This is a genomic window from Streptococcus oralis (assembly GCF_003942875.1).
Taxonomy (GTDB): Bacteria; Bacillota; Bacilli; order Lactobacillales; family Streptococcaceae; genus Streptococcus; species Streptococcus oralis_BX.
The window spans coordinates 186884-211877 of record NZ_RMVK01000003.1 but is presented as its reverse complement, the minus strand read 5'-3'; the positions used below and the strand labels follow the sequence as shown (position 1 = coordinate 211877).

Annotated in this window: 25 protein-coding genes; 3 read left to right on the top strand and 22 right to left on the bottom strand. The window is 42.1% G+C overall.

Going from position 1 to position 24994, the window contains the following annotated elements:
• Positions 1-62 precede the first annotated feature (62 nt).
• The 10 genes from D8844_RS04670 to D8844_RS04625 form a co-directional block, all read right to left on the bottom strand.
• Positions 63-842, bottom strand: a complete 780-nt coding sequence (locus tag D8844_RS04670; protein ID WP_125422275.1) for a hypothetical protein — start codon at positions 840-842, stop codon at positions 63-65.
• Positions 843-848: 6 nt separating this feature from the next.
• Positions 849-1997 (bottom strand): non-hydrolyzing UDP-N-acetylglucosamine 2-epimerase, encoded by a 1149-nt coding sequence (gene wecB, locus D8844_RS04665; protein WP_125422272.1) that lies wholly within the window; start codon positions 1995-1997, stop codon positions 849-851.
• Positions 1998-2434: 437 nt separating this feature from the next.
• Positions 2435-2944 (bottom strand): GNAT family N-acetyltransferase, encoded by a 510-nt coding sequence (locus D8844_RS04660; protein ID WP_084880244.1) that lies wholly within the window; start codon positions 2942-2944, stop codon positions 2435-2437.
• A gap of 257 nt (positions 2945-3201) precedes the next feature.
• Complete coding sequence (rpsR, locus tag D8844_RS04655) at positions 3202-3441, bottom strand: 30S ribosomal protein S18 (RefSeq protein ID WP_000068664.1); 240 nt, start codon at positions 3439-3441, stop codon at positions 3202-3204.
• A gap of 31 nt (positions 3442-3472) precedes the next feature.
• A complete protein-coding gene (ssbA, locus tag D8844_RS04650) occupies positions 3473-3943 on the bottom strand; it encodes a single-stranded DNA-binding protein SsbA (RefSeq protein WP_000609595.1) in 471 nt (156 codons plus the stop codon).
• An 11-nt stretch (positions 3944-3954) separates the two neighbouring features.
• Entirely contained in the window at positions 3955-4245 is a 291-nt protein-coding gene (gene rpsF, locus D8844_RS04645; protein ID WP_033606150.1) for a 30S ribosomal protein S6, read from the bottom strand.
• A gap of 141 nt (positions 4246-4386) precedes the next feature.
• Positions 4387-5595, bottom strand: a complete 1209-nt coding sequence (locus D8844_RS04640; protein WP_084880242.1) for an MFS transporter — start codon at positions 5593-5595, stop codon at positions 4387-4389.
• 123 nt (positions 5596-5718) lie between these two features.
• On the bottom strand, positions 5719-7062 hold the full coding sequence (gene asnS / locus D8844_RS04635; protein WP_070696298.1) for an asparagine--tRNA ligase: 1344 nt from the start codon (positions 7060-7062) through the stop codon (positions 5719-5721).
• Positions 7063-7214: 152 nt separating this feature from the next.
• Complete coding sequence (locus D8844_RS04630; protein WP_125422269.1) at positions 7215-8393, bottom strand: pyridoxal phosphate-dependent aminotransferase; 1179 nt, start codon at positions 8391-8393, stop codon at positions 7215-7217.
• A 9-nt stretch (positions 8394-8402) separates the two neighbouring features.
• A complete protein-coding gene (locus tag D8844_RS04625) occupies positions 8403-8879 on the bottom strand; it encodes a cell wall elongation regulator TseB-like domain-containing protein (protein WP_125422267.1) in 477 nt (158 codons plus the stop codon).
• Between the two features lie 118 nt (positions 8880-8997).
• Between D8844_RS04625 and D8844_RS04620 the strand changes: the two genes are divergently transcribed.
• Both D8844_RS04620 and D8844_RS04615 read left to right on the top strand, forming a co-directional pair.
• A complete protein-coding gene (locus D8844_RS04620; protein WP_125422264.1) occupies positions 8998-9444 on the top strand; it encodes a MarR family winged helix-turn-helix transcriptional regulator in 447 nt (148 codons plus the stop codon).
• 91 nt (positions 9445-9535) lie between these two features.
• Positions 9536-10084, top strand: a complete 549-nt coding sequence (locus D8844_RS04615) for an NADPH-dependent FMN reductase (RefSeq protein WP_125422261.1) — start codon at positions 9536-9538, stop codon at positions 10082-10084.
• A gap of 31 nt (positions 10085-10115) precedes the next feature.
• Here D8844_RS04615 and yaaA read toward each other — a convergent pair whose 3' ends face one another.
• The 5 genes from yaaA to D8844_RS04590 form a co-directional block, all read right to left on the bottom strand.
• The gene (gene yaaA, locus D8844_RS04610; protein ID WP_125422258.1) at positions 10116-10844 is read right to left on the bottom strand and encodes a peroxide stress protein YaaA; all 729 of its coding nucleotides are present in this window, start codon (positions 10842-10844) and stop codon (positions 10116-10118) included.
• A gap of 88 nt (positions 10845-10932) precedes the next feature.
• Positions 10933-11055, bottom strand: a complete 123-nt coding sequence (locus tag D8844_RS04605; RefSeq protein WP_125422256.1) for a DUF3953 domain-containing protein — start codon at positions 11053-11055, stop codon at positions 10933-10935.
• Positions 11056-11140: 85 nt separating this feature from the next.
• The gene (locus D8844_RS04600) at positions 11141-12736 is read right to left on the bottom strand and encodes a hypothetical protein (protein WP_125422253.1); all 1596 of its coding nucleotides are present in this window, start codon (positions 12734-12736) and stop codon (positions 11141-11143) included.
• A gap of 11 nt (positions 12737-12747) precedes the next feature.
• Positions 12748-13158, bottom strand: coding sequence for a peptide deformylase (locus D8844_RS04595; RefSeq protein ID WP_125414333.1), 411 nt, complete (start codon positions 13156-13158; stop codon positions 12748-12750).
• 104 nt (positions 13159-13262) lie between these two features.
• Positions 13263-15959 (bottom strand): cation-translocating P-type ATPase, encoded by a 2697-nt coding sequence (locus tag D8844_RS04590; protein ID WP_049478497.1) that lies wholly within the window; start codon positions 15957-15959, stop codon positions 13263-13265.
• A gap of 306 nt (positions 15960-16265) precedes the next feature.
• Here D8844_RS04590 and mntE point away from each other — a divergent pair, with 306 nt between their 5' ends.
• Positions 16266-17459, top strand: a complete 1194-nt coding sequence (mntE, locus tag D8844_RS04585) for a CDF family manganese efflux transporter MntE (RefSeq protein ID WP_001076587.1) — start codon at positions 16266-16268, stop codon at positions 17457-17459.
• 53 nt (positions 17460-17512) lie between these two features.
• Here the strand turns inward: mntE and D8844_RS04580 are convergent, their stop codons facing one another.
• From D8844_RS04580 to glmM, 7 genes are all read right to left on the bottom strand, one after another.
• Positions 17513-18124, bottom strand: coding sequence for a hypothetical protein (locus tag D8844_RS04580; protein WP_125422251.1), 612 nt, complete (start codon positions 18122-18124; stop codon positions 17513-17515).
• Positions 18121-19989, bottom strand: a complete 1869-nt coding sequence (locus D8844_RS04575; RefSeq protein WP_125422248.1) for an ABC-F family ATP-binding cassette domain-containing protein — start codon at positions 19987-19989, stop codon at positions 18121-18123. The genes D8844_RS04580 and D8844_RS04575 overlap by 4 nt, the downstream gene beginning before the upstream one ends.
• Entirely contained in the window at positions 19986-21185 is a 1200-nt protein-coding gene (locus tag D8844_RS04570) for a CCA tRNA nucleotidyltransferase (protein WP_125422246.1), read from the bottom strand. Before D8844_RS04570 ends, D8844_RS04575 begins: the two co-directional genes overlap by 4 nt.
• Positions 21182-21949 carry a 4-hydroxy-tetrahydrodipicolinate reductase gene (gene dapB / locus D8844_RS04565; RefSeq protein ID WP_125422244.1) on the bottom strand — a complete coding sequence of 256 codons (768 nt, stop codon included), beginning with the start codon at positions 21947-21949 and terminating at the stop codon, positions 21182-21184. The genes D8844_RS04570 and dapB overlap by 4 nt, the downstream gene beginning before the upstream one ends.
• 376 nt (positions 21950-22325) lie before the next feature.
• Complete coding sequence (locus tag D8844_RS04560; RefSeq protein ID WP_125422241.1) at positions 22326-23174, bottom strand: DegV family protein; 849 nt, start codon at positions 23172-23174, stop codon at positions 22326-22328.
• A gap of 2 nt (positions 23175-23176) precedes the next feature.
• On the bottom strand, positions 23177-23551 hold the full coding sequence (locus tag D8844_RS04555; RefSeq protein WP_001050092.1) for a DUF1149 family protein: 375 nt from the start codon (positions 23549-23551) through the stop codon (positions 23177-23179).
• Positions 23552-23624: 73 nt separating this feature from the next.
• A complete protein-coding gene (gene glmM / locus D8844_RS04550) occupies positions 23625-24977 on the bottom strand; it encodes a phosphoglucosamine mutase (protein WP_125422239.1) in 1353 nt (450 codons plus the stop codon).
• Between the last annotated feature and the right edge of the window lie 17 nt (positions 24978-24994).

Sequence of the window (24994 nt, the reverse complement as noted above, 5' to 3'; positions counted from 1 at the left end):
AAAAAGAGACTGAGTCCCAAAGCAATACCAAAAAATAGTTCGGTCAAAGTCATGTTTTCCTCCTAATATTCTACAATTACATCTGTCTCTAGTTGACGTTTGAGATGACTGGCAACATCTGCGTAGTCTTGGTATTTATCTTTATTATCAGAGTTAATCACCAAATAGCCTGTTTGGAACTGAATTCCTTGATTGCCGTCTTCTCCATGAAAAACTAAACTGCTCAGTTTCTCCTGCAAACCACTAAAGTAAAGTTCCTTCAAAGAATGTTGGTTAGTACTCGATAGAACGAGAAAATTACCATCCGAAACGTAATAGAGCTTATCATTGTAACTCAATTCCTGAGCAATTTCCTCTTGAATACGACTGAGCATCTGGTTATGTTCTTTTGGTTTAATCTGGAAGAACAAATCTTCATGTGCCCAATGAATCAATAGAGATTGAACCGTAACATCACTTTGTTCAGTGACCATAGCTTGGTAATCTGCTCGAGCTTCGTCTTCCTGTTCTTGGACCTTTGAGGCCACCTTGAAGAAATAATAACGAACCTTAAGTAGAATCCCAATCAAAAGTGGAAAACTGATCAATAAGAAGATCAGTTGAATGATTGGGATATAAACCACACCCGCAACCAAAACGATAAGTCCAAAGCCAAATGCTAAGATAAGGGTCCAAGTAAGCAAAAGGTCAGATAATACCAACACTGCAAACAAGGCTAAAGCTAAAAACAAGATTTGTTCTAAAATGATTGCTCGAGCATACAAAAAACAAAGTACCAAAAGAATGACCTCACAGGCAAGCAAAGCCATAAGCCAGTTTTTAAATTGACTCCAATTTTTCATTTTATCTTATTTCCCCCCCTTGAATTCAGATACCGAAGTCGCTGCCCCAAAGTACTGTTGAATGGATTGTACGATTCGTTCAGAGGCTCTTCCATCTCCATAAGGATTTGGTGCCTGAGACATTTGTCTATAAAGAGTTTCATCTGTTAAGAGTGCTGCCATCGCTTCTTTCACACATACTGGATCCGTACCAACTAGCTTCAACGTACCTGCTCTTACTCCTTCTGGACGTTCCGTCGTGTCACGAAGGACAAGGACAGGTTTGCCGAGAGAAGGCGCCTCTTCCTGAACACCTCCAGAGTCAGTCATGATAAAATAGCTTCTTGAAGCCAAATTATGAAAATCAAGTACATCTAAAGGCTCAATCAAGTGAATACGATCGTGACCAGCTAAGATATCGTTTGCTGCTTCTTGCACAGCAGGGCTAAGGTGAACAGGATAAACAACCTCAATTTCCTGATGAAGATCGACCATCTCACGTAAAGCTGCAAAGACATTTCTCATTGGTTGACCTTGATTCTCACGACGGTGCATGGTTACCAATACAAGTTTCTTATCTGGATCCAATTGATCTAAAACTTCATGATAGTAATCCGATTGAACGGTTAGTTTCAAGGCATCAATGGCTGTATTTCCCGTAATGACAATAGCAGACTCAGGGTGATTTTCCTTGAGGAGATTTTCTTTACTCTCACTAGTTGGAGCAAAATAGAGATCCGCAAGATTATCTGTCATCTGACGGTTCATTTCTTCTGGGAAAGGAGAATACTTATCAAAGGTCCTTAGCCCGGCTTCAACGTGGCCGATACGTACCTGATTATAGAAAGCAACTAAACTTGCTGCAAAAGTTGTTGTTGTATCTCCATGAACAAGAATTATATCTGGAAGTTCTTGCTTAACAACTGGATCAAACTTTTCTAAAATTTTTCCAGTAATATCTAAGAGGGATTGATTTTTCCCCATAATATCCAGGTCATAATGTGGCTCGATGCTAAAAGTTTCAAGAACTTGATCAAGCATTTGACGGTGCTGAGCTGTCACAACTGTAATCGTCTCAATGCTGTCACTATGTTTTTGCAATTCTAACACTAAAGGGGCCATTTTAATAGCTTCTGGTCGTGTTCCAAAAACAACCATCACTTTCAGTTTCTTCATTACGCTATCCTTCTACTATAATAAAATTTGACACATCAGATTAATCTTTATATCGAATTATTGCGCAAATCAATTAATTTGATTATCTTAATTATTTTACCGTCAATTAATTTATATGTCAAATTTTTTCCAAATTATATTATTGCATTTAATTTAATTTTAACAATTTGTAACCTTTTTGTAACAATTTTATTTACAACCTTTAAAAAGCCTTATTTTAGGAAATTTTAAGACTTTTCAAAAGAATCCGTATTTTAAAAAACTAAACCTTATATGTTTTTTTCGATATTTATTTTTATCTTGATATTTCAAACAATTATATTTTACCACTTTGAGGAATAAATCAAACAATTTCAAACAAAAAAATCCCTTTTTCGAATGAAAAAGGGACTGTGATTGTTTACTATATTTAAAATTTAAATCTTATAAAATCTGTCTTAAAACAAATTTTTCGACAGATACAAGACCAATTCTCCTATATCTTCACAAACCGCATTCATGGCCGGTTGATGGTTCTGATACCAAACACCCGTCCCATCTGGAATATAGCCTCGTTTGATGTACAATCTCTGGGCAGGTCCATACCCTGAATGGAGCCCAACACCAAGAGTCACCTTATCCGATATGAGCCTAACTCGTTTTTCTGCTTCTTCCAGCAAGAGATTTCCAATACCTTGATTTTGAAAGGGTTCAAAGACATTGAAATCTGAAAGTTCTGGAGCCATTCCAGCAAAAGGCCCCTGCTTAGCGCAGGGCAAAATTGTGATATAACCCGCTACAGCACCCTCAACCTCTGCAACTAAGACTTCTCTCTCCCCACTTTCTTGCTCCTTAAAGTATCGAGTTAAAATCTCCTCTCTACTTGGCCAACCTTGGCTGATAAATCCTCGAGATAGATCTTTTATGTCAGATTCTTGCATTTTTCTAATTGAACATGTCGTCTTCATAAGTTGCTCCTTTATAGCTTTCTCCTACCATTATAGCACGATAATAAAGATTAAAAGAAAAACCTAGTAAGATAAAAGAATCTTACTAGGTCAACAGGGAATCCTTTCTAACAAAGTCCCATAAAAATCTGAAAAAGAGGTCCACCCAGACCGAACTCGCCTTCTCATTTCCATGCTCGTGAAAAAAGACCCGTAAGGGTCTTAATTCGCTTTCTTATTTCCGAGCTTATGAAAAAGAGGTCCCCCGGACCTCTTTTTTAATCTTCGTTTACGAAAGGCATCAAAGCCATTACGCGAGCGCGTTTGATAGCTGTTGTTACTTTACGTTGGTTTTTAGCTGAAGTTCCTGTTACACGACGAGGAAGGATTTTCCCACGTTCTGAAACGAAACGGCTAAGAAGCTCAGTATCTTTGTAATCAACATATTCAATTTTGTTTGCTGCGATGTAATCAACTTTTTTACGGCGTTTGAATCCGCCACGACGTTGTTGAGCCATGTTTTTTCTCCTTTATAGTATTAATTGTCCATTAGAATGGTAAATCATCATCTGAAATGTCCAATGGATTGGTTGCTCCAAATGGATTTTCAGAACGTGAAAAGTCTGGTACTGGGTTTGCAGGTGCTGATTGACCAGCAGTTGGTGCAGAATAAGCTCCACCTGAATGTCCTTCACGCACTCCGCGGCTTTCCAACATTTGGAAATTCTCAGCCACGACTTCTGTTACGTAGACACGTTGTCCTTGCTGGTTATCGTAACTACGAGTCTGGATACGGCCTGTGATCCCGATAAGAGAGCCTTTTTTAGCCCAGTTAGCAAGATTTTCAGCCTGTTGGCGCCACATAACGACATTGATGAAATCAGCCTCACGTTCGCCATTTTGACTCTTAAATGTACGGTTTACTGCAAGAGTAAAAGTCGCAACTGCTACATTTGATGGGGTATAACGCAACTCAGCGTCACGTGTCATACGCCCTACAAGTACAACATTGTTAATCATAATTTACCTTCTTACGCGTCAAGTTTGACGATCATGTGACGAAGAATGTCAGCGTTGATTTTTGAAAGACGGTCAAACTCTTTAAGAGCTAAGTCGTCGTTTGCTTCAACGTTAACGATGTGGTAAAGTCCTTCACGGAAATCTTGGATTTCGTATGCAAGACGACGTTTTTCCCATGATTTTGATTCAACAACAGTTGCACCGTTGTCAGTCAAGATAGAGTCAAAACGTGCTACCAAAGCGTTTTTCGCTTCTTCTTCAATGTTTGGACGAATGATATAAAGAATTTCGTATTTAGCCATTGATATGTTCCTCCTTTTGGTCTAATGACCCCTAGTCTTTGCAAGGGGTAAGTGAGGTTTGCTCACAATTAACTATTATACTAGAAATACTAGTAGATAGCAAGAGAAAAAAGATAAAAAAGATAAAAATGAAAAATAACTCTATTGATTAGAAATAATATTCTCTTTCAGTTCTAAAGCTCTGGCCATCTCTTTCAAAATGAAGAATAGTGAAAAGCCGACTATTACTAAAAAGAATCCTAAGTAAATAAAGGCTTCTACAAAACCTAGAGCATCAATCAGCCACCCCGTCAGAGGAAAAATAACAATCATACTCAGGCTGAACATCATGGAGTAGACACTTAGCATGGTTGCACGTACCTCACTTGGGAGTCGATTTTGTAAATCGTTGTCAAAAATCGGTTGAAAGAGAGCATATAAGGCGTTACTAATCAAATAAATCAAAATATAAATCAGTGGCGTACCAAAGTAGGAAAGTAAGTAGGTCACTCCCGTCAAGAGTACAAGAATTGGAAAGAGCTTTAAGGCGGAATACTTCTTTCCAATCTTACTTCCTAGATAAACTGCCCAGATATTCAAAGCACTGCCCATCAGCATAACCATCGAAATCTGCCATCCTTCTAAGTCCGGCAGTTGATTTTGATAGTAAAAATAAAACATGCACATCAGTGTCCCGATGATTTGGGACAGAATCATCCAACCAAAAAGACTGGGATTTCTCTGCAGCTCCTCTTTAACAGTCAACATAATCTTTTTCATGGTCAGACGCTCAGATTTTTGCGCTTTAACACTAGGCTCTTTTAGCATCCAAGTTAAGAATAGGACGATTATAGAAGTGGCAATCATGATATAGTAGGTCAAGTGCAATTGACCATGGACAAAAAATCCCGCTAAAACGGTCCCCAAAGACCGAGTTCCTTCTGCTACTCCTGACATAAAACTTGAGATAGACAAGTAGCGCTCTTTTAATCCAGCCTCCACGGCCGAATCATAAACCATAGCTGCACTCGTCCCCGAATCAAAATTATAAGACAAGGCACTCACCACCATAGCGAGTGCATAAATCCAAAAATTACCTTGCCCTAGTAACATGAGAATAGACGACGCAATCCCAGCAATCCGACTGAGATAAAGATTGGTTTTATATGAATAGCGGTCAGCTAACATTCCAGAGGGAATTTCACAAATGGCACTGGTGGCATGAAAAATACTTTCCAATAAGCCAATCTGCCAAAGCGACATCCCGTTTTGACTGAGAAATAGAATCCAAAAGCTAGTAATGCCCAAAAAGGCAAAAAATTCTACCCCAGCCATGAGACCGATATTCTTCCGATAATTTGGTTTAAACATCATTTCTCCTTTAACAAGTGTATATATCTTTGTGTCTGTCACTTGTTAATCTGTGCTTTACATGTCCCTCACCTCTTCTTTCTTCTACTTTGAAAAAACGCCCCTAGGGCGTTTTGATTTATTTTACGGTTTGATACGGTGCAACATACGTGGGAATGGAATAGCTTCACGGATGTGTTTGGTTCCAGCTGCGAAAGTGACCATACGCTCGATACCGATACCAAATCCACCATGTGGTACTGTGCCGTATTTACGAAGGTCAAGGTAGAATTCATATTCTGTACGATCCATGCCCAGTTCTTCCATCTTAGCCACAAGAGCATCGTAGTCTTCCTCACGCATAGAACCACCGATGATTTCTCCGTAACCTTCTGGTGCAAGCAAGTCTGCACAAAGCACGCGCTCTGGATTTCCAGGAACTGGTTTCATGTAGAAGGCCTTGATAGCTGCTGGGTAGTTCATGACAAATGTTGGCACACCAAAGTGGTTTGAGATCCACGTTTCGTGTGGTGAACCAAAGTCATCGCCATGTTCCAAATGCTCGTAGTCAGCATCTTCATCGTTTTCATGCTCTTGCAAGAGGTCAATGGCTTGATCGTAAGTAATGCGTTTGAATGGCTCTGCAATGTAGCGTTTCAAAAGCTCTGTATCACGTTCCAAGGTTTCCAAGGCTTGAGGCGCACGATCCAAAACGCCTTGAAGAAGAGCTTTCACATAAGCTTCTTGCAAGTCAAGTGACTCATCGTGTGTCAAGTAAGAGTACTCTGCGTCCATCATCCAGAACTCAGTCAAGTGACGGCGCGTTTTTGATTTTTCAGCACGGAATACTGGACCAAAGTCAAATACACGACCAAGAGCCATAGCCCCTGCTTCTAGGTAAAGCTGACCAGATTGACTCAAGTAGGCTGGCGTTCCGAAGTAGTCTGTTTCAAAGAGTTCTGTTGAATCTTCAGCCGCGTTTCCTGAAAGAATTGGGCTATCAAATTTCATGAAGCCGTTCTTGTCGAAAAACTCATAAGTTGCATAGATGATAGCGTTACGGATTTGCATCACCGCTACTTGCTTGCGAGAGCGGAGCCACAAGTGACGGTTGTCCATCAAGAAGTCTGTTCCGTGTTCTTTTGGTGTGATTGGGTAATCTTGAGATTCACCGATCACTTCGATGTCTGTAATATCCAACTCATAGCCAAACTTAGAACGTTCGTCTTCTTTGACAATTCCTGTCACATAAACAGAAGTTTCTTGGCTCAATCGTTTGATGACATCAAACTTCTCAAGTCCCACTTCCTCACCGAACTTTTCAATAAAGTTTGGTTTAAAGGCAACTCCTTGGAAGAAGGCTGTCCCATCACGCAATTGCAAGAAGGCAATTTTCCCTTTTCCAGATTTGTTGGCAACCCAGGCTCCGATGGTCACTTCTTGACCAACGTAGTCTTTTACATCGATAATTGTTACACGTTTTGTCATAATCTATCTTCCTTTTTTCGTTTAACTTGTCCGAAGACATCATTACCCACTATTTTACCATAAATAGACTGTGATAGCTAGGTTCTACTAGAGAAAAATCGCGAGATTTTCGTTACAAAAAATCTTCGCTAAAAAGGCGAAGATTCTAAGTTTTATTTTTCCATAAATTGATGCAAACGACGAATAGCTTCTTTCAAAGTATCCAAGTCTGTGGCATAGCTGAGACGAACATTTTCTGGTGCTCCAAATCCGGCTCCTGTAATCAAGGCAAGTCCGACTTCTTCGAGAATAGCCGTTGTAAACTCTGTCACATCGGTATAACCCTTCATCTCCATCGCTTTTTTAACATTTGGGAAGAGATAGAAGGCTCCTTGGGGCTTGACAACTTCAAAACCTGGGACTTGGCACAAGAGAGGATAAATGGTATTCAAGCGCTCTTCAAAGGCTTGGCGCATGGTTTCAACAGAGTCTTGCGGTCCAGTTAGGGCTTCAATGGTAGCATATTGCGATACGGCAGTCAAGTTAGAGGTTGTTTGTCCTGTTAGCTTGCTCATGGCAGCAATAATCTCAGGATTTCCCACAGCATAACCTACCCGCCAACCAGTCATGGCATAGGCCTTAGATACACCGTTAATCACGATGGTTTGCTTGCGAATGGCTTCTGACAGACTAGAGATTGGAACAAATTCATTTCCGTTATAGACCAGACGTCCGTAGATATCATCTGCTAGGATGAGGACATCATGTTCAACAGCCCAATTTCCGATAGCCATCAATTCCTCACGAGTGTAAATCATACCGGTCGGATTCGATGGTGAATTGAGAACCAAGACCTTGGTCTTATCTGTTCGGGCCGCTTCTAGCTGCTCTACTGTTACTTTAAAGTGATTGTCTTCCTTGGCTTGGACAAAGACTGGAACACCTTCTGCCATCTTGACTTGGTCTCCATAACTGACCCAGTATGGTGTAGGGATGATGACCTCATCACCTGGATTGACCACAGCCATAAAGAAGGTGTAGAGAGAGAACTTAGCACCAGTGGCAAAGGTAACCTCGTTGGCTGCAACAGAATACCCATAATAGCGTTCAAAATAGGTATTAACCGCAGCTTTTAAGTCTGGCAGACCTGAAGCAACTGTATAAAAGGAAGCTCGTCCATCACGAATCGCTTCTATCGCTGCATCCTGAATGTTTTCAGGAGTATGAAAATCAGGCTGTCCCAAGGTTAAGAAAAGAACATCTTTTCCCTGAGCTTTTAATGCTTTGGCTCTTGCATCACTGGCTAGAGTGACGCTTTCTTCCATCTCTAGTACACGTTTGGATAGTTTCATATGCCCTCCTTATTGGATCACTGCTCCTGTTTCAAAGTCGACCAGATAGTACTGGTTTCCTGACTTAACTTCCCAAATCGGCTTGTCCTGATAACGACCAAAGGTGATCTTATCAATGTCGCTAGCTCCTTTTTCCCTCGAAATCGTCGCTGCCTTGTCTTGAGAAATCCCCTTATCTAGCTGATAAACATAAATCTTGTGGTCATTCTTTTCAATCAGTACGGCAATGGCCTCTTGCTTTTTATTATGTCCCAGAAGGCTGTAATAAGCTTCCGAACCATTAAAAAAATCAACCTGATCTGCCTTTTCCAATTCTGCATACTGCTTGGCCAGTTTTTCTCCTTCAACCCTAGCATCTTGATAGGGTTTCATGCTAAGCGAAATCAGGTAAAGAAAGGATCCAGTCAGCACTAGTAGCACCAGAGAAATGCCGATTTCGTATTGTATAAGTAGCTTGTTTTTTGCTTTTTTCTGTCTTAGTTTCACTCGTCTATTTTACCATCTCTCCTCTTTTATTACAAGTGAAGACAGGAACATTCTAAGATTCTTTTCCTATAAAATAGAAGTTCTTGTTTTTCTCTCTCATTATTGATAAAATAACCTTATGAAACAATATTTGAAAGAGAAAATTTCCGATAATCAACTAGACTTAAAAACGGCTATCGTCCTCAATAAAGCCATACGAACTTTTAAACCATATGAAGCCAAGGCTGCTAAAGAACAGGGGCTAACACCCACCCAATTTTCAGTTTTGGAAACCCTCTATAGCAAGGGGGAACTACGCATTCAGGATTTGATCGAAAAAATGCTAGCCACTTCTGGAAACATGACTGTTGTCATTCGAAATATGGTTCGAGATGGATGGATTTCTAGAACTTGCGACCCCAAGGATCGTCGCTCCTTTTTCCTGAAATTAACACCTGCAGGACGCAAAAAAATCGAAGTGGTTCTTCCTGACCATATCGATTCTATCGTAGAAGCACTCAGCATCTTGGAAGATGGCGAAAAGGAAGACTTAATCCGCATTTTAAAAAAATTTAAAAATTTGTGAGCAAAATTATTGCTAATTAGTATCATTTGTTGTAACATAGATGGTGACAAAAGAGTTCGCTCTTTGAATTTTAAACTAAAGGAGACACGTCATGTCTAAAAAAGTATTATTTATCGTCGGTTCACTACGCCAAGGTTCTTTCAACCACCAAATGGCCCTCGAAGCTGAAAAAGCACTTGCTGGAAAAGCAGAAGTTAGCTATCTTGATTACTCAGCTGTTCCTCTCTTCAGCCAAGATTTGGAAGTTCCAACTCATCCAGCTGTAGCTGCTGCTCGTGAAGCAGTCCTTGCTGCGGATGCTATCTGGATCTTCTCTCCAGTCTACAACTTCTCTATCCCTGGAACAGTGAAAAACTTGCTTGACTGGCTCTCTCGTGCCCTTGACTTGTCTGATACACGTGGTGCTTCTGCCCTCCAAGACAAGTTTGTCACTGTCTCATCTGTAGCCAATGCCGGTCACGATCAACTCTTTGCTATTTATAAAGACCTCTTGCCATTTATCCGTACACAAGTCGTTGGTGAGTTTACAGCTGCTCGCGTCAATGACTCTGCTTGGGCAGATGGAAAATTGGTGTTAGAAGAAGCAACTTCTTCATCACTTGCAAAACAAGCTGACGACCTTCTTGCAGCCATCAACTAATCTAGCAAAAACCAGCTCGAATGAGCTGGTTTTATGCTTGTTTCACAAAGACGAGTTCTAAATCACTTGATAAATCAGGTCGGTAGTCAAAACCTGCAAAACTGAGCTGGCGAGCTTGTTCGACTGTATGGATTTGCCCCTCTATCAAGGCGGTCAAAAAGGCTCCACGGGCTTTTTTTGAAATAGTTGAGTGGATCTTCAGCTGACCTGCCTTGTCCTCCATAAATTTGAAGGTCACCATCTTTTCTCTGATTTCCTTCGAAAATACGGTTTCAAACTCTGATGATAGGAGTGAGAATATCAAGTTCTCATCTTGTAGGGCCTCATCGTAGGCTGACTTCCAATGAGTCTTTAGGGTTTTACCAGCTACTTTTAATTTCATCAAAAAGTCCAAACGGTGTGGAGCCATAGGCGACAAGGCTGGGACAACACCGTATAAAGCCGAGGTAATCAGGACATGATTTTCAAGATAGGTTTGTTCAGCCTCGGTTAAACCATCTCGTTTGATGTGGCGATACATGAGACCATCAAAGAGTTTCAAGGCTGGATAATTCTTAGCGCTCTGATCTTTTAGAGCTTGAATATGAGCATACTCTTCTTCTGCTTTCTCGGCAGATACCTTATAAAAACTTTCTAATTCACTAGCTGAGTAGTGCGCCAGTGAGTCAAGGACTGCCTGACTTTCTTCCCTCAAAGGGAGCGCTTCGATACAAGGATGGTTTGTGTTCATTTCTTTTGCTGTTGGGATTAAAATTTTCATATTGTTAGTGTAGCATATTTTTCAATCACGACCAAGAATTTCATCTTAAAAACCTCGGTTCATACCGAGGTTTCTTTGTTTATTTTGGCTATCCTAACCAGATAGTCACGATAACAAGGGCTGTGCCAGCTAAGCTTGTCAAGATAGATAAGAATTTATCTTTTTTCTCCTTGAACTGAGAAAACCTATTTTTATACTCAATGAAAATCAAAGAGCAAACTAGGAAGCTAGCCGCAGGCTGTACTTGAGTACGGCAAGGCGACGCTGACGTAGTTTGAAGAGATTTTCGAAGAGTATTATTGTACTTTAAAGGTCTTGAGATAATTATCTTTTCCAACTTGACCTTCGAAGGTTTGGCCATTTTCGAGGTAAGGAAGGTCGTCTGATACGGAAGCCTTGACCTTATAAATCTTGCCATCAACTTTAAAGAAATAGACGGTATCCCCCTTGATGACAGCTGATTTAAGATCTGAAACCACTCCCTTGATATTTTCTACCGTTTCATTATCCAGCTCGAGGTCGTTTTTATTGGCATACTTGCTGAGGAGTTCATCTACCGTAGTTGCTACGATAACGTTTTGGTACTCCACTGCATCGACCAATGCATACTCCTTGACCAAGCCTGCATTGTCCTTCAAGCCCATGATATAGAGCGGTTTGTCATTGAGATTGACAAGAATAGGGAAGGTAGCCTTGTAGGCCTTCTCTTGCACTGCTCCCTCTGCAGAAGCACGTGCAGATTCTTCGGTTGCTGAAGCCAGATTGTACTTGGTGATTTCACCAGTACGCATATTTTCAAGGATAAATCCTAGATTACTTTCGTCAGCATTTGCTGAAGTCACACCTGTGTAGAGATAAATGTCATTTCCGATAGAAAGATAGTTATAACCTTCAGTCGTTTGGGTAACATTTTTCTTAGAAATCAAAGCATTCCAGAAGCCGTCTTTATACTTGCCGTTGTAGTTGATTTGCTCGATGGTTTCTTCTGCTGGATAGACACGATCCACCCATTCTGGGACTTCATCCAAGCTGTATTCCTTGGTTTCTCCATTGGTAGCATCTAAGATAATAACAGATGAAGGACGAGGGACTCCTAGACCAAACTGCTTTTGATAAACGGTTGCTACATAGAAGGGATTGCCTTCATCATCCACCTCAAAGGATGGCGTTTTAAAAATCTTAGTTGGGTACTTAATCCGAAGATGACGTTTGACATCGCGATTAAAATACTCAGAGTCTGAATACTTCATTGGCGTTTTTAAATCTACCAATTCCGCATTTCCTGTCACCATATCAACCTTGATATACTCGCCAATTCCCTTGGACTGATTATTAAACCATTTAATCGGGTCGGCATACTCCAAAGGTGTCACCCGATAGGGCTTGCCATCAACCGTCAGCTGGGTATAAGTATCTGCTGCTACATACTGGGAGACCTTATCCGTCAGAGAGCCTAGATAACGGTCACCGATCTTTTCAGCAGTGCTCCGATCTAGGATTGGAACCTTACTGGTATCACTCTTAGGAAAATCTTTAAAATCTTTTTCTGTGATAGACACCACATTAGCATAATTTTTTGCTTGGAAAAAGCTAGAGGTCACTAGGCTTACCAAACCAGCAAGGGCAAAGATGATACCTGCAGCCAGCAACAATCCTCTACTAAGTTTGGTAAAAAGGAATCCTTCTAGATTGAGATCTTTGGCAGCCTTGCCATGACGTACATGAACAGTTTTAAGGAGATTGGTATCCTTGCGGAAACTAAACAAAATCCCCATCACCACCAAATGCCCACAGAGAAAGAAGATGAATTCCCAGCTAGTTAAATTGAAGGGTGGCAAAAAGATATACCAGGTCGTTGCGATAAAAACAAGTTCAAATAGTATTCGTTTCATCTGAGTTCCTCCTAAATAATCCGTCCTTCCAAATGATCCAGTTCATGCTGGCAGATCTGAGCTGGAAAACCTGTTAACGTAATAGTCTGCTCCTGCCACTTGCTATCACGATAGGAAACCGTAATCGTTTCATAACGAGTTGTTGGTCGCACCCCAGTCAAGGACAAACAACCTTCCTCTGTCTCGTAAGGTCCTTTGTAGGAAAGGAGAATGGGGTTAAACATGACCATAGGAACTAAGCCAAGATTAAAGATAATGACACGCTTCTGCACCCCAATCATATTAGCCGCCAGACCGACACAGGTCTCGCGATTAGCCAGCAGGGTATCCTGCAAATCCTTAGCCAGATAAAGGTCTTCCTGACTTGCAGGTTTCGAGACCTGCGACAAGAATAAGACATCTCGGACAATTTTCTTTTCCATTCTCTTTCACTCCTTGCTACTTTACTTTATTATAGCACAAAAGGGAGCGACTTCTAGTCCTTTCCCTCAAATGCAAAAAAAGCCATCCGAAGATGACTTTCTTTTTAAATCGCATTCTTATCAAGACCAAGTTTACGTTGAACAAACTTGACGATTTCGACGATAAGTATCATTGAGAAGCTTCCAGCTAGAACAATACCCCATTGCGATAAGTCTAGTTTGGTTACGTGGAAGATACCTTCAAGCGGTTCTACAACGATGGTCGCCATCAGAAGGATGAAGGATACCAAGATGGACCAGTTAAAGGTCTTAGACTTGAATGGGCCAACTGTCAAGATGGATTGGTAAACAGACTTGACATTGTAGGCATGGAATAGTTGAATCAAACCAAGGGTTGCAAAGGCCATAGTAAGGGCATCCGCATGAATGGCATGATTGTCACCCACATGAACTGGGTAAGCAATTGCAAGTCCATAAACACTCATAACAATAGCTGCTTGGAGTACACCTTGATAGATGATAGAACTCAAAACACCACCTGAGAAGAAGCTTGACTTACGTCCACGAGGTTTGTGGGTCATAACACCTGGCTCAGCAGGTTCAACACCAAGAGCGATAGCTGGGAAGGTATCGGTTACCAAGTTGATCCACAAAAGATGAACTGGCTGCAAGACGTCCCAACCAAACAAGGTTGATAAGAAGATAGTTAATACTTCAGCAGTATTGGCAGAAAGTAAGTACTGAATAGTCTTTTGAATGTTTGAGAAGACCTTGCGTCCTTCTTCAACTGCGACGATAATGGTCGCAAAGTTATCATCTGCAAGAATCATGTCAGAAGCCCCCTTAGAAACCTCTGTACCAGTGATTCCCATACCGATACCGATATCGGCTGTTTTCAGAGCTGGCGCATCATTAACACCGTCACCTGTCATAGCAACAACCTTACCTTGTTTTTGCCAAGCCTTGACGATACGAACCTTGTGTTCTGGAGATACACGCGCGTAGACAGAGTATTGACCAACGACTTTTTCAAATTCTTCATCTGAAAGTTCGTTGAGTTCAGCACCAGTCAAGACATGGTCTTCCGAGTCATTTTCATCGATGATTCCCAAACGTTTGGCAATGGCTTCCGCTGTATCTTGGTGGTCACCAGTGATCATGATTGGACGGATTCCCGCTTCCTTAGCGACACGAACAGCTTCTGCTGCTTCGGCACGTTCAGGGTCAATCATTCCAATCAATCCAGTAAAGATCAAGTTGTTTTCAAGCTCTTCAGAAGTCAGGTTTTCTGGAATGCTGTCTACAATCTTATAAGCACCCGCAAGAACACGCAAGGCTTGGTGAGCCATTTCAGAGTTGTTTGTGTGAATTAAGTCATTAACTTTCTCATCAATCGGAGCAACATCTCCAGCCTTATCACGAGCAACACAACGTTTCAAAAGTTGATCTGGAGCCCCCTTGACTGCTACGAGGAATTTACCATCTGGTAATGGATGAACCGTTGACATGAGTTTACGATCTGAGTCAAATGGTAACTCAGCTACACGAGGATATTGCTCTAAAAACCCTTTAACATCGTAGCCCTTGTCCAAGGCATACTGGATGAAGGCTGTTTCCGTTGGATCCCCGATCAGGTTTCCTTCAGCATCAATCTTGGTATCATTGGCCAAGACAACTGAACGAAGTAGTGGCATGTCCAAGCCAAGTTCAATATCATCAGCTGAGTCATGTAGGACTGCGTCATAGAAGACTTTCTCGACTGTCATCTTGTTCATGGTAAGCGTACCAGTCTTATCAGAAGCGATGATTTCTGTTGAACCAAGTGTTTCGACTGCTGGCAACTTACGAACGATAGAGTTTCGTTTGGCCAAAACTTGAGTACCAAGGGCAAGAACGATCGTCACGATAGCTGGGAGTCCTTCTGGAATGGCTGCAACAGCAAGCGCAACAGAGGTCATCAACTCACCAAGTGGATTTTTACCTTGAATGAAGACTCCAACTACAAAAGTAACAAGGGCAATAACCAAAATCGCATAGGTCAAAACCTTAGAAAGGTTGTTCAAGTTTTGTTTAAGTGGTGTATCCGTCTCATCCGCATCTTGGAGCATGCCAGCGATATGACCCACTTCAGTGTACATACCTGTATTGACAACAACACCAAGACCACGACCATAAGTCACATTTGAGTTTTGAAAGGCCATATTGACACGGTCACCAATACCAGCATCTGCAGCGAGCTCGACTGTCAAGTCTTTTTCAACTGGAACAGACTCGCCTGTTAAAGCTGCTTCTTCGATTTTAAGAGAATTAGCTTCTAGCAAACGTAGGTCTGCTGGCACTACATCACCAGCTTCGAGAGCTACGATATCACCTGGCACCAATTCTTTGGAATCAATCTCAGCCATGTGCCCATCACGAATAACGCGAGCAGCTGGACTAGACATAGACTTGAGGGCTTCGATGGCTTCTTCTGCTTTTCCTTCTTGGTAAACACCAAAGGCAGCGTTGATGATAACCACGGCAAGGATAATGATGGCATCTGCGATATCTTCCCCACCAGAAGTTATGACGGACAAGATAGCCGCAGCAATTAGGATGATAATCATCAAATCCTTAAATTGCTCAATAAACTTGACTAGGAGAGATTTTTTCTCACCCTCTTCCAGTTCATTGCGTCCATATTCAGCTAGGCGTTTCTGCGCTTCGCTAGACGAGAGACCTTGTTCAGTTGCTTCAACTGACTTCAAGACCTCTTCAGGACTCTGAGTGTAAAACGCTTGGCGTTTTTGTTCTTTTGACATGTGTCTCCTCCTTGACATTGTGTGCAAAACAAGTTCTCTTTTAGTTTTATGACAAACAAAAAGAGACCTGTTAATCATAACAAGTCTCGCTGTTTAAGATAGTGCCGGAAAACATACTTTTCAGTATACAATTCGGAATGACGACACTATCACAGGTTTCTGCCAGCTACTCCCTTGAGTAGTACTATTATATCAAAATTTGAACAATTTTCAAGGGTTTAAATCAGATGAAACAAGACTAAATTTGAATTTTCCCTTGAAAACCAGTATAATGGTAGAATACTATATGACTAGAAAGGAAGCCCGATGAACCAATCCATGTCAAATCTCAAATTGGCAGAACGTGGAGCCATTATCAGCATTTCAACCTACCTCCTCTTGTCTGCAGCAAAATTGGCAACTGGTCACCTCCTGCATTCTTCCAGTTTGGTGGCAGATGGTTTCAACAACGTATCCGATATTATTGGAAATGTTGCTCTCTTGATTGGGATTCGGATGGCCCGCCAACCTGCAGACCGTGACCATAGCTTTGGTCACTGGAAGATTGAAGATTTGGCTAGCTTGATTACTTCCATCATCATGTTCTATGTTGGTTTTGATGTACTTCGGGACACCATTCAGAAAATCCTTAGTCGGGAACAAACACCCATTGATCCTCTGGGTGCAACTCTAGGAATCATTTCTGCAGCGATTATGTTTGTGGTCTATCTCTACAATACACGCCTCAGTAAGAAATCCAAATCCAAGGCTCTCAAAGCAGCTGCTAAGGACAATCTTTCCGATGCTGTCACCTCGCTTGGGACTTCCATTGCTATCTTAGCCAGCAGTTTCAATTACCCTATCGTGGATAAATTGGTCGCTATCATCATCACCTTCTTTATCTTAAAAACAGCCTATGATATCTTTATCGAGTCTTCCTTCAGTCTTTCAGATGGTTTTGATGACCGTCTGCTAGAGGACTACCAAAAGGCCATCATGGAGATTCCAAAGATTAGTAAGGTCAAGTCCCAAAGAGGGCGGACCTACGGTAGCAATATCTACCTTGATATCACCCTGGAAATGAATCCTGACCTATCAGTCTATGAAAGTCATGAGATTGCGGACCAGGTCGAGTCCATGCTGGAAGAGCGTTTTGGAGTCTTTGATACCGATGTCCATATCGAGCCAGCTCCCATACCTGAGGACGAGATTTTAGACAATGTCTATAAAAAACTGCTCATGCGTGAGCAATTGATTGACCAAGGAAATCAGCTAGAAGAACTCCTTGCTGAGGACTTTCTCTATATCCGTCAAGATGGAGAGCAGATGGATAAAGAGGCTTATAAGTCTGAAAAAGAACTTAGTGCTGCGATTAAGGACATTCAGATTACCTCCATTAGTCAGAAAACCAAACTCATTTGCTATGAGCTAGATGGTATCGTCCATACCAGTATCTGGCGTCGCCATGAAACTTGGCAAAACATCTTCCATCAGGAAACTAAAAAAGAAGACAAACAATGACCCTATCCAGTGGATAGGGCCTTTTTGATTATTCCACTTTAAGCAAAGACGGACTATGACGGTTTGGAAGATTTGCTTTTCGAAGCTTGTTTTGCCTTTTTTCTTGCTTGACGATTTTGTTCGATGCGCCATTCTCTTTCATAGTACTTCATGGTCTCGTAGACCCTTTCAGGAAGTCCTACATCTAGCAGAAAGATAAGGATGATCAAATCTGCTGACGGATAAAAAGGGAGAATCCTTCTCTTCAGCAGTGTTAGAAAGAATTGGGATTTCACATTTTCCTTGTTTTTAAAATAGACTTCAATCCGATAAGAATCCCTATACTTCCCTCGAATCCGAGAGAAGGAAAATTCCTCTACATCAGCCCAAGCGTAGAAATGACTGGGTTTCTTTGGATTCGGTTTGTAGTAAAACCCCTCGACAGTACATCTCAAATATTCCTTATCGGAGCTTAACAACCTGTATGTCTGATAAACAACTACTCCAGCGCAAAAAAGTACAAGCAGCATTAACAAAAGACTTATCGTATGAAGTCCCGTCCCCTTTTCCGAATACGAATGGAGATAATAGAGAGGTAACAAGAAGAAAAGCACCGAAGCTAGGCCAAACAAGGCATTCCAAATGATTTTCTTGGGACTACGTTTAATGACTTTTTCTTCCATCATGCCAACTCACTTAAATATTCATAACGTTCGTATTTTTCAAGGAGTGCTTCGTTTTTCTCATCCAGTTCTTTTTGGAGAGTAGCCAGCTTACCAAAGTCAGAGCCATTTGCCTGCATTTCTTCTTCAATAGCAGCAATACGATTTTCCAAGGCTTCAATATCCCCTTCAATGCTTCCCCACTCCTGCTTTTCTTGGTAGGTCATGCGTTTCTTGTCTTCACGGACCTTGACCACTTTCTCCTTTTCGGCCTTTTGCACTTGATTGGCCATCTCTGTTTCAAAGGCTTTTTCATCAAGATAGTCGGTGTAATGGCCAAAGAAAGTACGAATCTTGCCATTCTCAAAGGCGAGAATCTTGGTCGCTACCTTATCCAGGAAATAACGGTCGTGGCTAACTGTCAAGACAGGACCTGCAAAGCTCTGCAAGAAATTTTCCAAGACTGTCAAGGTTGCAATGTCTAGGTCATTGGTCGGCTCGTCCAAAAGAAGAACATTGGGTTTTTCCAAGAGCAGTTTGAGGAGATAAAGGCGTTTTTTCTCTCCACCAGACAATTTCTCAATCAAGGTTCCATGCGTCGAACGTGGGAAGAGGAACTGCTCCAGCAACTCTGCAATGGAAGTCGTAGAACCACCACTGGTCTTAACTTCTTCTGCTACTTCCTGCAGGTAATTGATAACCCGTTTGCTTTCATCCAAACCTTCAATTTGTTGAGAGAAATAGGCGATGCGAACTGTTTCCCCAATCACAACTTGTCCTGCTGTCGGCTCAAGACTTCCTGCGATGAGATTAAGCAGAGTTGACTTCCCGACACCGTTGTCCCCAACGATTCCGATACGGTCTTTGGCTTGCACCAAGAGATTAAAATCTTGCAAAATTGGCTTGTTTTCATAAGCGAAGGAAACATTCTGAAACTCGATGACTTTTTTCCCAATCCGACTGGTTTCAAAGTTCATGGTCAAGTCTGTTTCAGCAACGCCACCTGAAACTTCCTTTTTCAAGTCATGGAAACGATTGATACGGGCTTGTTGCTTGGTCGCACGTGCCTGTGGTTGTCTGCGCATCCAGGCCAGTTCTTGCTTATAAAGTTGTTCTTTTTTGTGGAGAAGGGCAGCGTCACGCTCATCTTGTTCAGCCTTGAGGCGAACATAGTCCTGATAATTTCCCTGATACTCGGTCAAGCCTGCTCGGTCCAACTCGAAAATCCGCGTTGATAGTGCATCTAGGAAATAACGATCGTGGGTGATAAAGAGAACAGTCTTCTTGGAATTTTTCAAAAAAAGTGTCAGCCACTCAATGGTCGCAATGTCCAGGTGGTTGGTCGGCTCGTCCAGAAGCAAGAGGTCGTGGTTTCCTAGGAGAACTTGCGCCAACTGGACACGTCTTCTTAGACCACCTGACAATTCCCCAACAGGAGTAGATAAGTTCTGAATACCCAACTTGCTGAGAACCGTCTTGACCTGGCTTTCAATTTCCCAGGCTTGGAGAGAATCCATCTCTGCCATGACCCGTTCCAAAGGAGCCTGCTTGTCCTCACTGTAGTTGAGCATGATTAACTCATACTCACGAATGAGCTGGATTTCCTTGAGGTCGCTGGAGAGAACCGTATCCAAGACCGTCTTGTTATCATCAAAATCAGGATTCTGGGTCAAGTAGCCAATCTTGTAGTCATTCTTAGCCGAAAAGGGACTGACATCCCCATCAAAGCCAGAAACGCCAGAAAGGACGTCTAAAAGGGTGGTCTTACCCGTCCCATTGACACCGATTAGACCGATTCTATCCAAGTCATGGATGATAAAGGAAATATCCTTAAAAACGGTCTTGTCTCCGACGGATTTGCTTAGTTTTTCAACGATAAAATCACTCATTTTTTCTCCCTCAGGTAAGCATGGATTGCTTGACGATCATTTTCCAACTCTCCATCGACAATGGCAAACTCAATCTCTGTTAAAATCTCTCCCAAGTCTGGTCCTGGCTGGTAACCATATTCCTTAATCAAAATTCCACCGTTAATCTGAATTTCTTTCTTGTCATGAATGGTCAAACTATGGTAAGTTTCTGTGATAGCTTGTGGGTTGACTTCTTTTCCTTGGGCCTGACGAAGATTTTCAGCTTGTAGAAGGGAATCCAAGTCAAAGCGGTAACAATCGCGCCTGCTCAGCTCTCCTTCTTCTCGCAAAGTCAAAATAGTCAGCAAATCCTGTACCTGCTTGGCAAACTGGCGTGAGGTTTTCCAAGCTTTCAAAAATGGCTGTGCATCTTTAATCTCCATAGCCCACAACAGAGCTGCCCAGGCTTGTTCGGAAGATTCAAAAGTGAAATCAGTCTCCAAATCAAACAGTCTGTTAAGCTTGTCTTGGCTTCCTGCCATATCTGGAAGATAGTCATAAGCTTGACTTTCAATCATGGAAGCCAGACCAACTCGCCAAAAAGGTGCCAGCAAGAGTTTATCAAACTCAACGAAGGTGCGCTCCACAGAAATTTTCTCCAAAAGTGGCGTCAAAGTCTTCATCGCCTCAAAAGTTTCTGACTCAAGTTTAAAACCGAGACTGGCCTGAAAACGAAAACCACGCATAATACGCAAAGCATCTTCGTTGAAACGCTCACTAGCAACACCCACTGCTCGCAAGACTTGGTTTTCCAAATCCTCTAAACCCTGAAACAAGTCAATGATTTCGCCTGTCTCATCCAAGGCAAAGGCGTTGACTGTAAAATCACGGCGCTTGAGGTCCTCTTCTAGCGAACGCACAAAGGAAACCGCGCTGGGCCTGCGATAGTCCACATAGACATCTTCGGTCCGAAAGGTCGTCACTTCATATTCCTCATCGCCATCTAAAACTAAGACAGTTCCGTGCTCGATTCCGATATCGGCTGTTCGCGGAAAAATCTGCTTGGTCTCTTCTGGATAGGATGATGTCGCAATATCCACATCATGGATGGGACGATTGAGGAGGGCATCTCGAACAGATCCCCCAACAAAATAGGCTTCAAAGCCTGCTTCTTTAATTTTTTCTAATACTGGTAAAGCCTTCTGAAATTCAGAAGGCATTTGCGTTAATCTCATAATAAGTGTTCTAATCCATAGACAAGCTCATGACACTTGACAACTTCTTTGATTCCCAAATTGACCCCTGTCATGAAGGAGCTGCGATCATAGGAGTCATGACGAAGGGTCAATCCTTCTCCCTGATTGCCAAAGATAACTTCTTGATGAGCTACTAAGCCTGGCAAACGAACTGAGTGGATCCGCATGCCATCAAAATCAGCACCACGAGCACCTGCAATCAATTCTTCCTCATCAGGCGCACCTTGCTGGATAGACTCTCGCACTTCCGCCATCAACTCAGCCGTTTTAATGGCTGTTCCGCTCGGAGCATCTTTTTTCTTGTCATGGTGGAGCTCGATAATCTCCACATTTGGGAAATATTTGGCAGCCTGCGCCGCAAATTGCATAAGCAAGACAGCGCCCAAGGCAAAGTTAGGGGCTATCAAGCCACCCAAATCTTGTTCACGGGAAAATGCTTTTAGTTCTGCAATTTCGTCACTAGTGAATCCTGTTGTTCCTACGACAGGAGCAAAGCCATTTTCAAGAGCAAAGCGTGTATTTTCGTAGGCAACGGCTGGTGTAGTAAAATCTACCCAAACATCCGCTTCAAAACCAACCAAGTCAGCCTTATCATTGAAGACAGGAATTCCCTGCCACTCTGACTCAGACTCAAAAGGATCCAAAACTGCGACCAAGTCCAAGTCTAGATCAGCCAAGACCATCTGACACGCAGCTTGGCCCATCTTTCCCTTAAAACCGGCAATAATTACTCGAATACTCATCTCTACTCCTGTCTAAGATACAAAGGACGTTAGCTGCCCATGAAAAATAGGGAATGGCGCTGACTTTCCATGAAAGGCAAGACAGGCATCTTTTTTCAAGAGGCAGATAGGCCGTGTTCAATTGCTAAGATACAAAGCCTGTAAGAACACAAAGTGAAAATAGGAGTTCTGATCAAGGAGTGTCTACTCCTTGGAAGAACTATCTTTTTCACACAGAGTTCTAGGCGTGTTCAATTATCAAGATACAAAGGACGTTAGCTGCCCATGAAAAATAGGGAATGGCGCTGACTTTCCATGAAAGGCAAGACAGGCATCTTTTTTCAAGAGGCAGGTAGGTCGTGTTCAATTGCTAAGATACAAAGCCTGTAAGAACAATTTAGACGATTGGCGTATAGCTCAAGGCGATACTACCTTCTCCAAGGTGGGTCCCAATGACACTACCAAAGGTATCAATTGGAATCTCAGCAGTCACACCACTCTCCATCAAAAGCTGACGTAAATCCGCTGCCTTTTGAGGAGCATTGCCATGGATGACTGTTATACGGTAGTCCCCATCTTTTGTCAACTCCTTGATGATTTCTACCAAACGTTTGATTGCCTTCTTTTCCGTACGAACTTTTTCGTAAACTTCAATCACACCTTGGTCATTAAAGTAAAGGATAGGCTTGATACTGAGGAGATTCCCTAAGATAGCTGCCCCATTTGACAAACGTCCTCCCTTAACCAAGTGGTCGAGGTCATCTACTATGATAAAGGCTGAATTATCAGCAATTTGAATCCCCAACTTCTCCTGAATCTGGGCAAAATCATCGCCTTGTTCTGCCCATTCAAAGGCACTCTCTACCATAAATCCTAGAGGGGAACTTGTGATATGGGTATCTGGAAAGGCAATGGTCAAGCCATCATACTCATCCAACATGTATTGGATGTTCTGATAAAAGCCTGAAATTCCTGACGAAAGAAAGAGTCCCAAGACATGGGTATAACCCTCGTCTTTCAAAGAACTAAGAATCTCATCCAATTTGGCAATACTTGGTTGACTAGTTTTAGGTAATTCTACAGACTGAGCCATTTTTTGATAAAATTCCTCAGCAGTCAGATTGACACCTTCAACATACTCCTCCCCATCAATGTTAACAGGAATATCCAAGATAAAAAGACTCTCTCTTTGCAGCGTCTTCTCCTCTAAATAGGCTGAAGAATCTGTAATGACAGCTAATTTCATGACTAAAACTCCAAATTGATCCCTGGAAGATCCAAGGCGATTTCTGTTACTTCATACGTCAAACGATTGAGCATGTTCAAACATGGACGTGCCAAGGTTTCGACTTCTTCTTGGTTAAATTCGCTTGGTTCGTTGACAATGCGACCTTCCACATGGTTAACTTGGGAAATCGTTCCGCTGATGACAAATTTGTCAAAGACAATCATGAAACTCAAGATAACGACTAAAGAAGTTACTTGATTTTCTTGGTCATGTTGGAGCAACTGAAAGTTCACGTCTACCTTGGTTTCAGGAGCTCCATTTTCATTTTCCCATTCAAAGTTACGAGCATCAAAGTGATACTGGCTAACAAATTCTTGTTCTCGTTTAAGATTCATTTTTCTCTCCCATTGCTACAATTTACTATGCAATTGTACCACATTTTTATCATTTCATCTAGTTTTCTAGGCTTTAGTCAATTCCGATTTCATCTTTAACAACAGTAGCAATTGTATCTACGTAGTAGTTAACTTCTTCTGTTGTTGGGGCTTCTGCCATGACGCGCAAGAGGGGTTCTGTTCCACTTGGGCGGACAAGGATACGACCGTTCCCTGCCATTTCCTCTTCCATCTTTTCGATGATAGTTTTAATGGCTGGTACTTCCATGGCTTTTTCTTTCATGGCATTTTCCACTCGGATATTGACCAGTTTTTGTGGGTAAATCGTCACTTCTGATGCCAGTTGAGACAAACTCTTACCTGTTTCTTTCATGATTTTAGTCAATTGAACAGCTGATAATTGACCATCACCAGTTGTATTGTAGTCCATCAAGATAACGTGACCAGACTGTTCACCACCAAGGTTGTAGCCTGATTTTCTCATTTCTTCAACGACATAGCGGTCACCAACAGCAGTCACTACCTTGTTAATGCCAGCACTCTCCAAGGCCTTATGGAAGCCAAGGTTAGACATAACCGTTGTCACGATGGTGTTTTGAGCCAACTGGCCTTTTTCAGAAAGGTATTTACCGATGATATACATGATCTTATCACCATCGACGATCTCGCCATTTTCATCGACAGCAATCAAGCGGTCACTATCTCCGTCAAAGGCCAAACCAATAGCTGACTGGCTTTCTTTAACCACTTCTTGAAGAGCTTCTGGATGTGTAGAACCTACATTCAAGTTGATATTCAGACCATCTGGTGTCTCCCCAATAACAGTTATTTGAGCCCCAAGGTCTGCAAAGATTTGACGAGCACTTGTAGACGCTGCACCGTTTGCTGTGTCCAAGGCCACTTTCATTCCTTCAAGAGGAGTTCCAGTTGAAACAAGGTAGCCTTCATACTTACGTAAACCTTCTGGATAGTCCACTAAGGTTCCCAAACCTTCGGCACTTGGACGAGGAAGGGTGTCTTCTGTAGCATCCAGCAAGGCTTCGATTTCTGCTTCTTTTTCATCATCAAGTTTGAAGCCATCCCCACCAAAGAATTTAATTCCATTATCAAGGGCTGGGTTGTGGCTAGCGGAAATCATGACACCTGCACTGGCTCCCTCAGTTTTGACCAAGTAAGCTACTGCTGGTGTTGCAAGGACACCGAGTTTGTAGACATGAATCCCTACAGAGAGGAGACCTGCCACTAAGGCAGATTCTAACATTTCTCCTGAGATACGTGTATCACGTCCTACAAAGACTTTAGGGGCTTCTGTTTCGTGTTGGCTAAGAACATAACCACCAAAACGTCCCAGTTTAAAGGCCAATTCTGGCGTCAGTTCTACGTTTGCTTCTCCACGGACTCCATCGGTCCCAAAATATTTACCCATTTTATTTATCATCCTTT

Coding starts and splice junctions, on each gene's coding strand:
- D8844_RS04615 (WP_125422261.1), top strand. CDS start 9,536: ATGTCTAAAAAAGTATTATTTATCGTCGGTTCACTACGCCAAGGTTCT.
- D8844_RS04570 (WP_125422246.1), bottom strand. CDS start 21,185: ATGAGATTAACGCAAATGCCTTCTGAATTTCAGAAGGCTTTACCAGTA.
- D8844_RS04595 (WP_125414333.1), bottom strand. CDS start 13,158: ATGGAAAAGAAAATTGTCCGAGATGTCTTATTCTTGTCGCAGGTCTCG.
- mntE (WP_001076587.1), top strand. CDS start 16,266: ATGAACCAATCCATGTCAAATCTCAAATTGGCAGAACGTGGAGCCATT.
- D8844_RS04640 (WP_084880242.1), bottom strand. CDS start 5,595: ATGTTTAAACCAAATTATCGGAAGAATATCGGTCTCATGGCTGGGGTA.
- D8844_RS04660 (WP_084880244.1), bottom strand. CDS start 2,944: ATGAAGACGACATGTTCAATTAGAAAAATGCAAGAATCTGACATAAAA.
- rpsR (WP_000068664.1), bottom strand. CDS start 3,441: ATGGCTCAACAACGTCGTGGCGGATTCAAACGCCGTAAAAAAGTTGAT.
- D8844_RS04600 (WP_125422253.1), bottom strand. CDS start 12,736: ATGAAACGAATACTATTTGAACTTGTTTTTATCGCAACGACCTGGTAT.
- yaaA (WP_125422258.1), bottom strand. CDS start 10,844: ATGAAAATTTTAATCCCAACAGCAAAAGAAATGAACACAAACCATCCT.
- D8844_RS04575 (WP_125422248.1), bottom strand. CDS start 19,989: ATGAGTGATTTTATCGTTGAAAAACTAAGCAAATCCGTCGGAGACAAG.
- D8844_RS04580 (WP_125422251.1), bottom strand. CDS start 18,124: ATGATGGAAGAAAAAGTCATTAAACGTAGTCCCAAGAAAATCATTTGG.
- rpsF (WP_033606150.1), bottom strand. CDS start 4,245: ATGGCTAAATACGAAATTCTTTATATCATTCGTCCAAACATTGAAGAA.
- glmM (WP_125422239.1), bottom strand. CDS start 24,977: ATGGGTAAATATTTTGGGACCGATGGAGTCCGTGGAGAAGCAAACGTA.
- D8844_RS04620 (WP_125422264.1), top strand. CDS start 8,998: ATGAAACAATATTTGAAAGAGAAAATTTCCGATAATCAACTAGACTTA.
- D8844_RS04590 (WP_049478497.1), bottom strand. CDS start 15,959: ATGTCAAAAGAACAAAAACGCCAAGCGTTTTACACTCAGAGTCCTGAA.
- D8844_RS04670 (WP_125422275.1), bottom strand. CDS start 842: ATGAAAAATTGGAGTCAATTTAAAAACTGGCTTATGGCTTTGCTTGCC.
- wecB (WP_125422272.1), bottom strand. CDS start 1,997: ATGAAGAAACTGAAAGTGATGGTTGTTTTTGGAACACGACCAGAAGCT.
- D8844_RS04560 (WP_125422241.1), bottom strand. CDS start 23,174: ATGAAATTAGCTGTCATTACAGATTCTTCAGCCTATTTAGAGGAGAAG.
- D8844_RS04555 (WP_001050092.1), bottom strand. CDS start 23,551: ATGAATCTTAAACGAGAACAAGAATTTGTTAGCCAGTATCACTTTGAT.
- dapB (WP_125422244.1), bottom strand. CDS start 21,949: ATGAGTATTCGAGTAATTATTGCCGGTTTTAAGGGAAAGATGGGCCAA.
- asnS (WP_070696298.1), bottom strand. CDS start 7,062: ATGACAAAACGTGTAACAATTATCGATGTAAAAGACTACGTTGGTCAA.
- D8844_RS04630 (WP_125422269.1), bottom strand. CDS start 8,393: ATGAAACTATCCAAACGTGTACTAGAGATGGAAGAAAGCGTCACTCTA.
- ssbA (WP_000609595.1), bottom strand. CDS start 3,943: ATGATTAACAATGTTGTACTTGTAGGGCGTATGACACGTGACGCTGAG.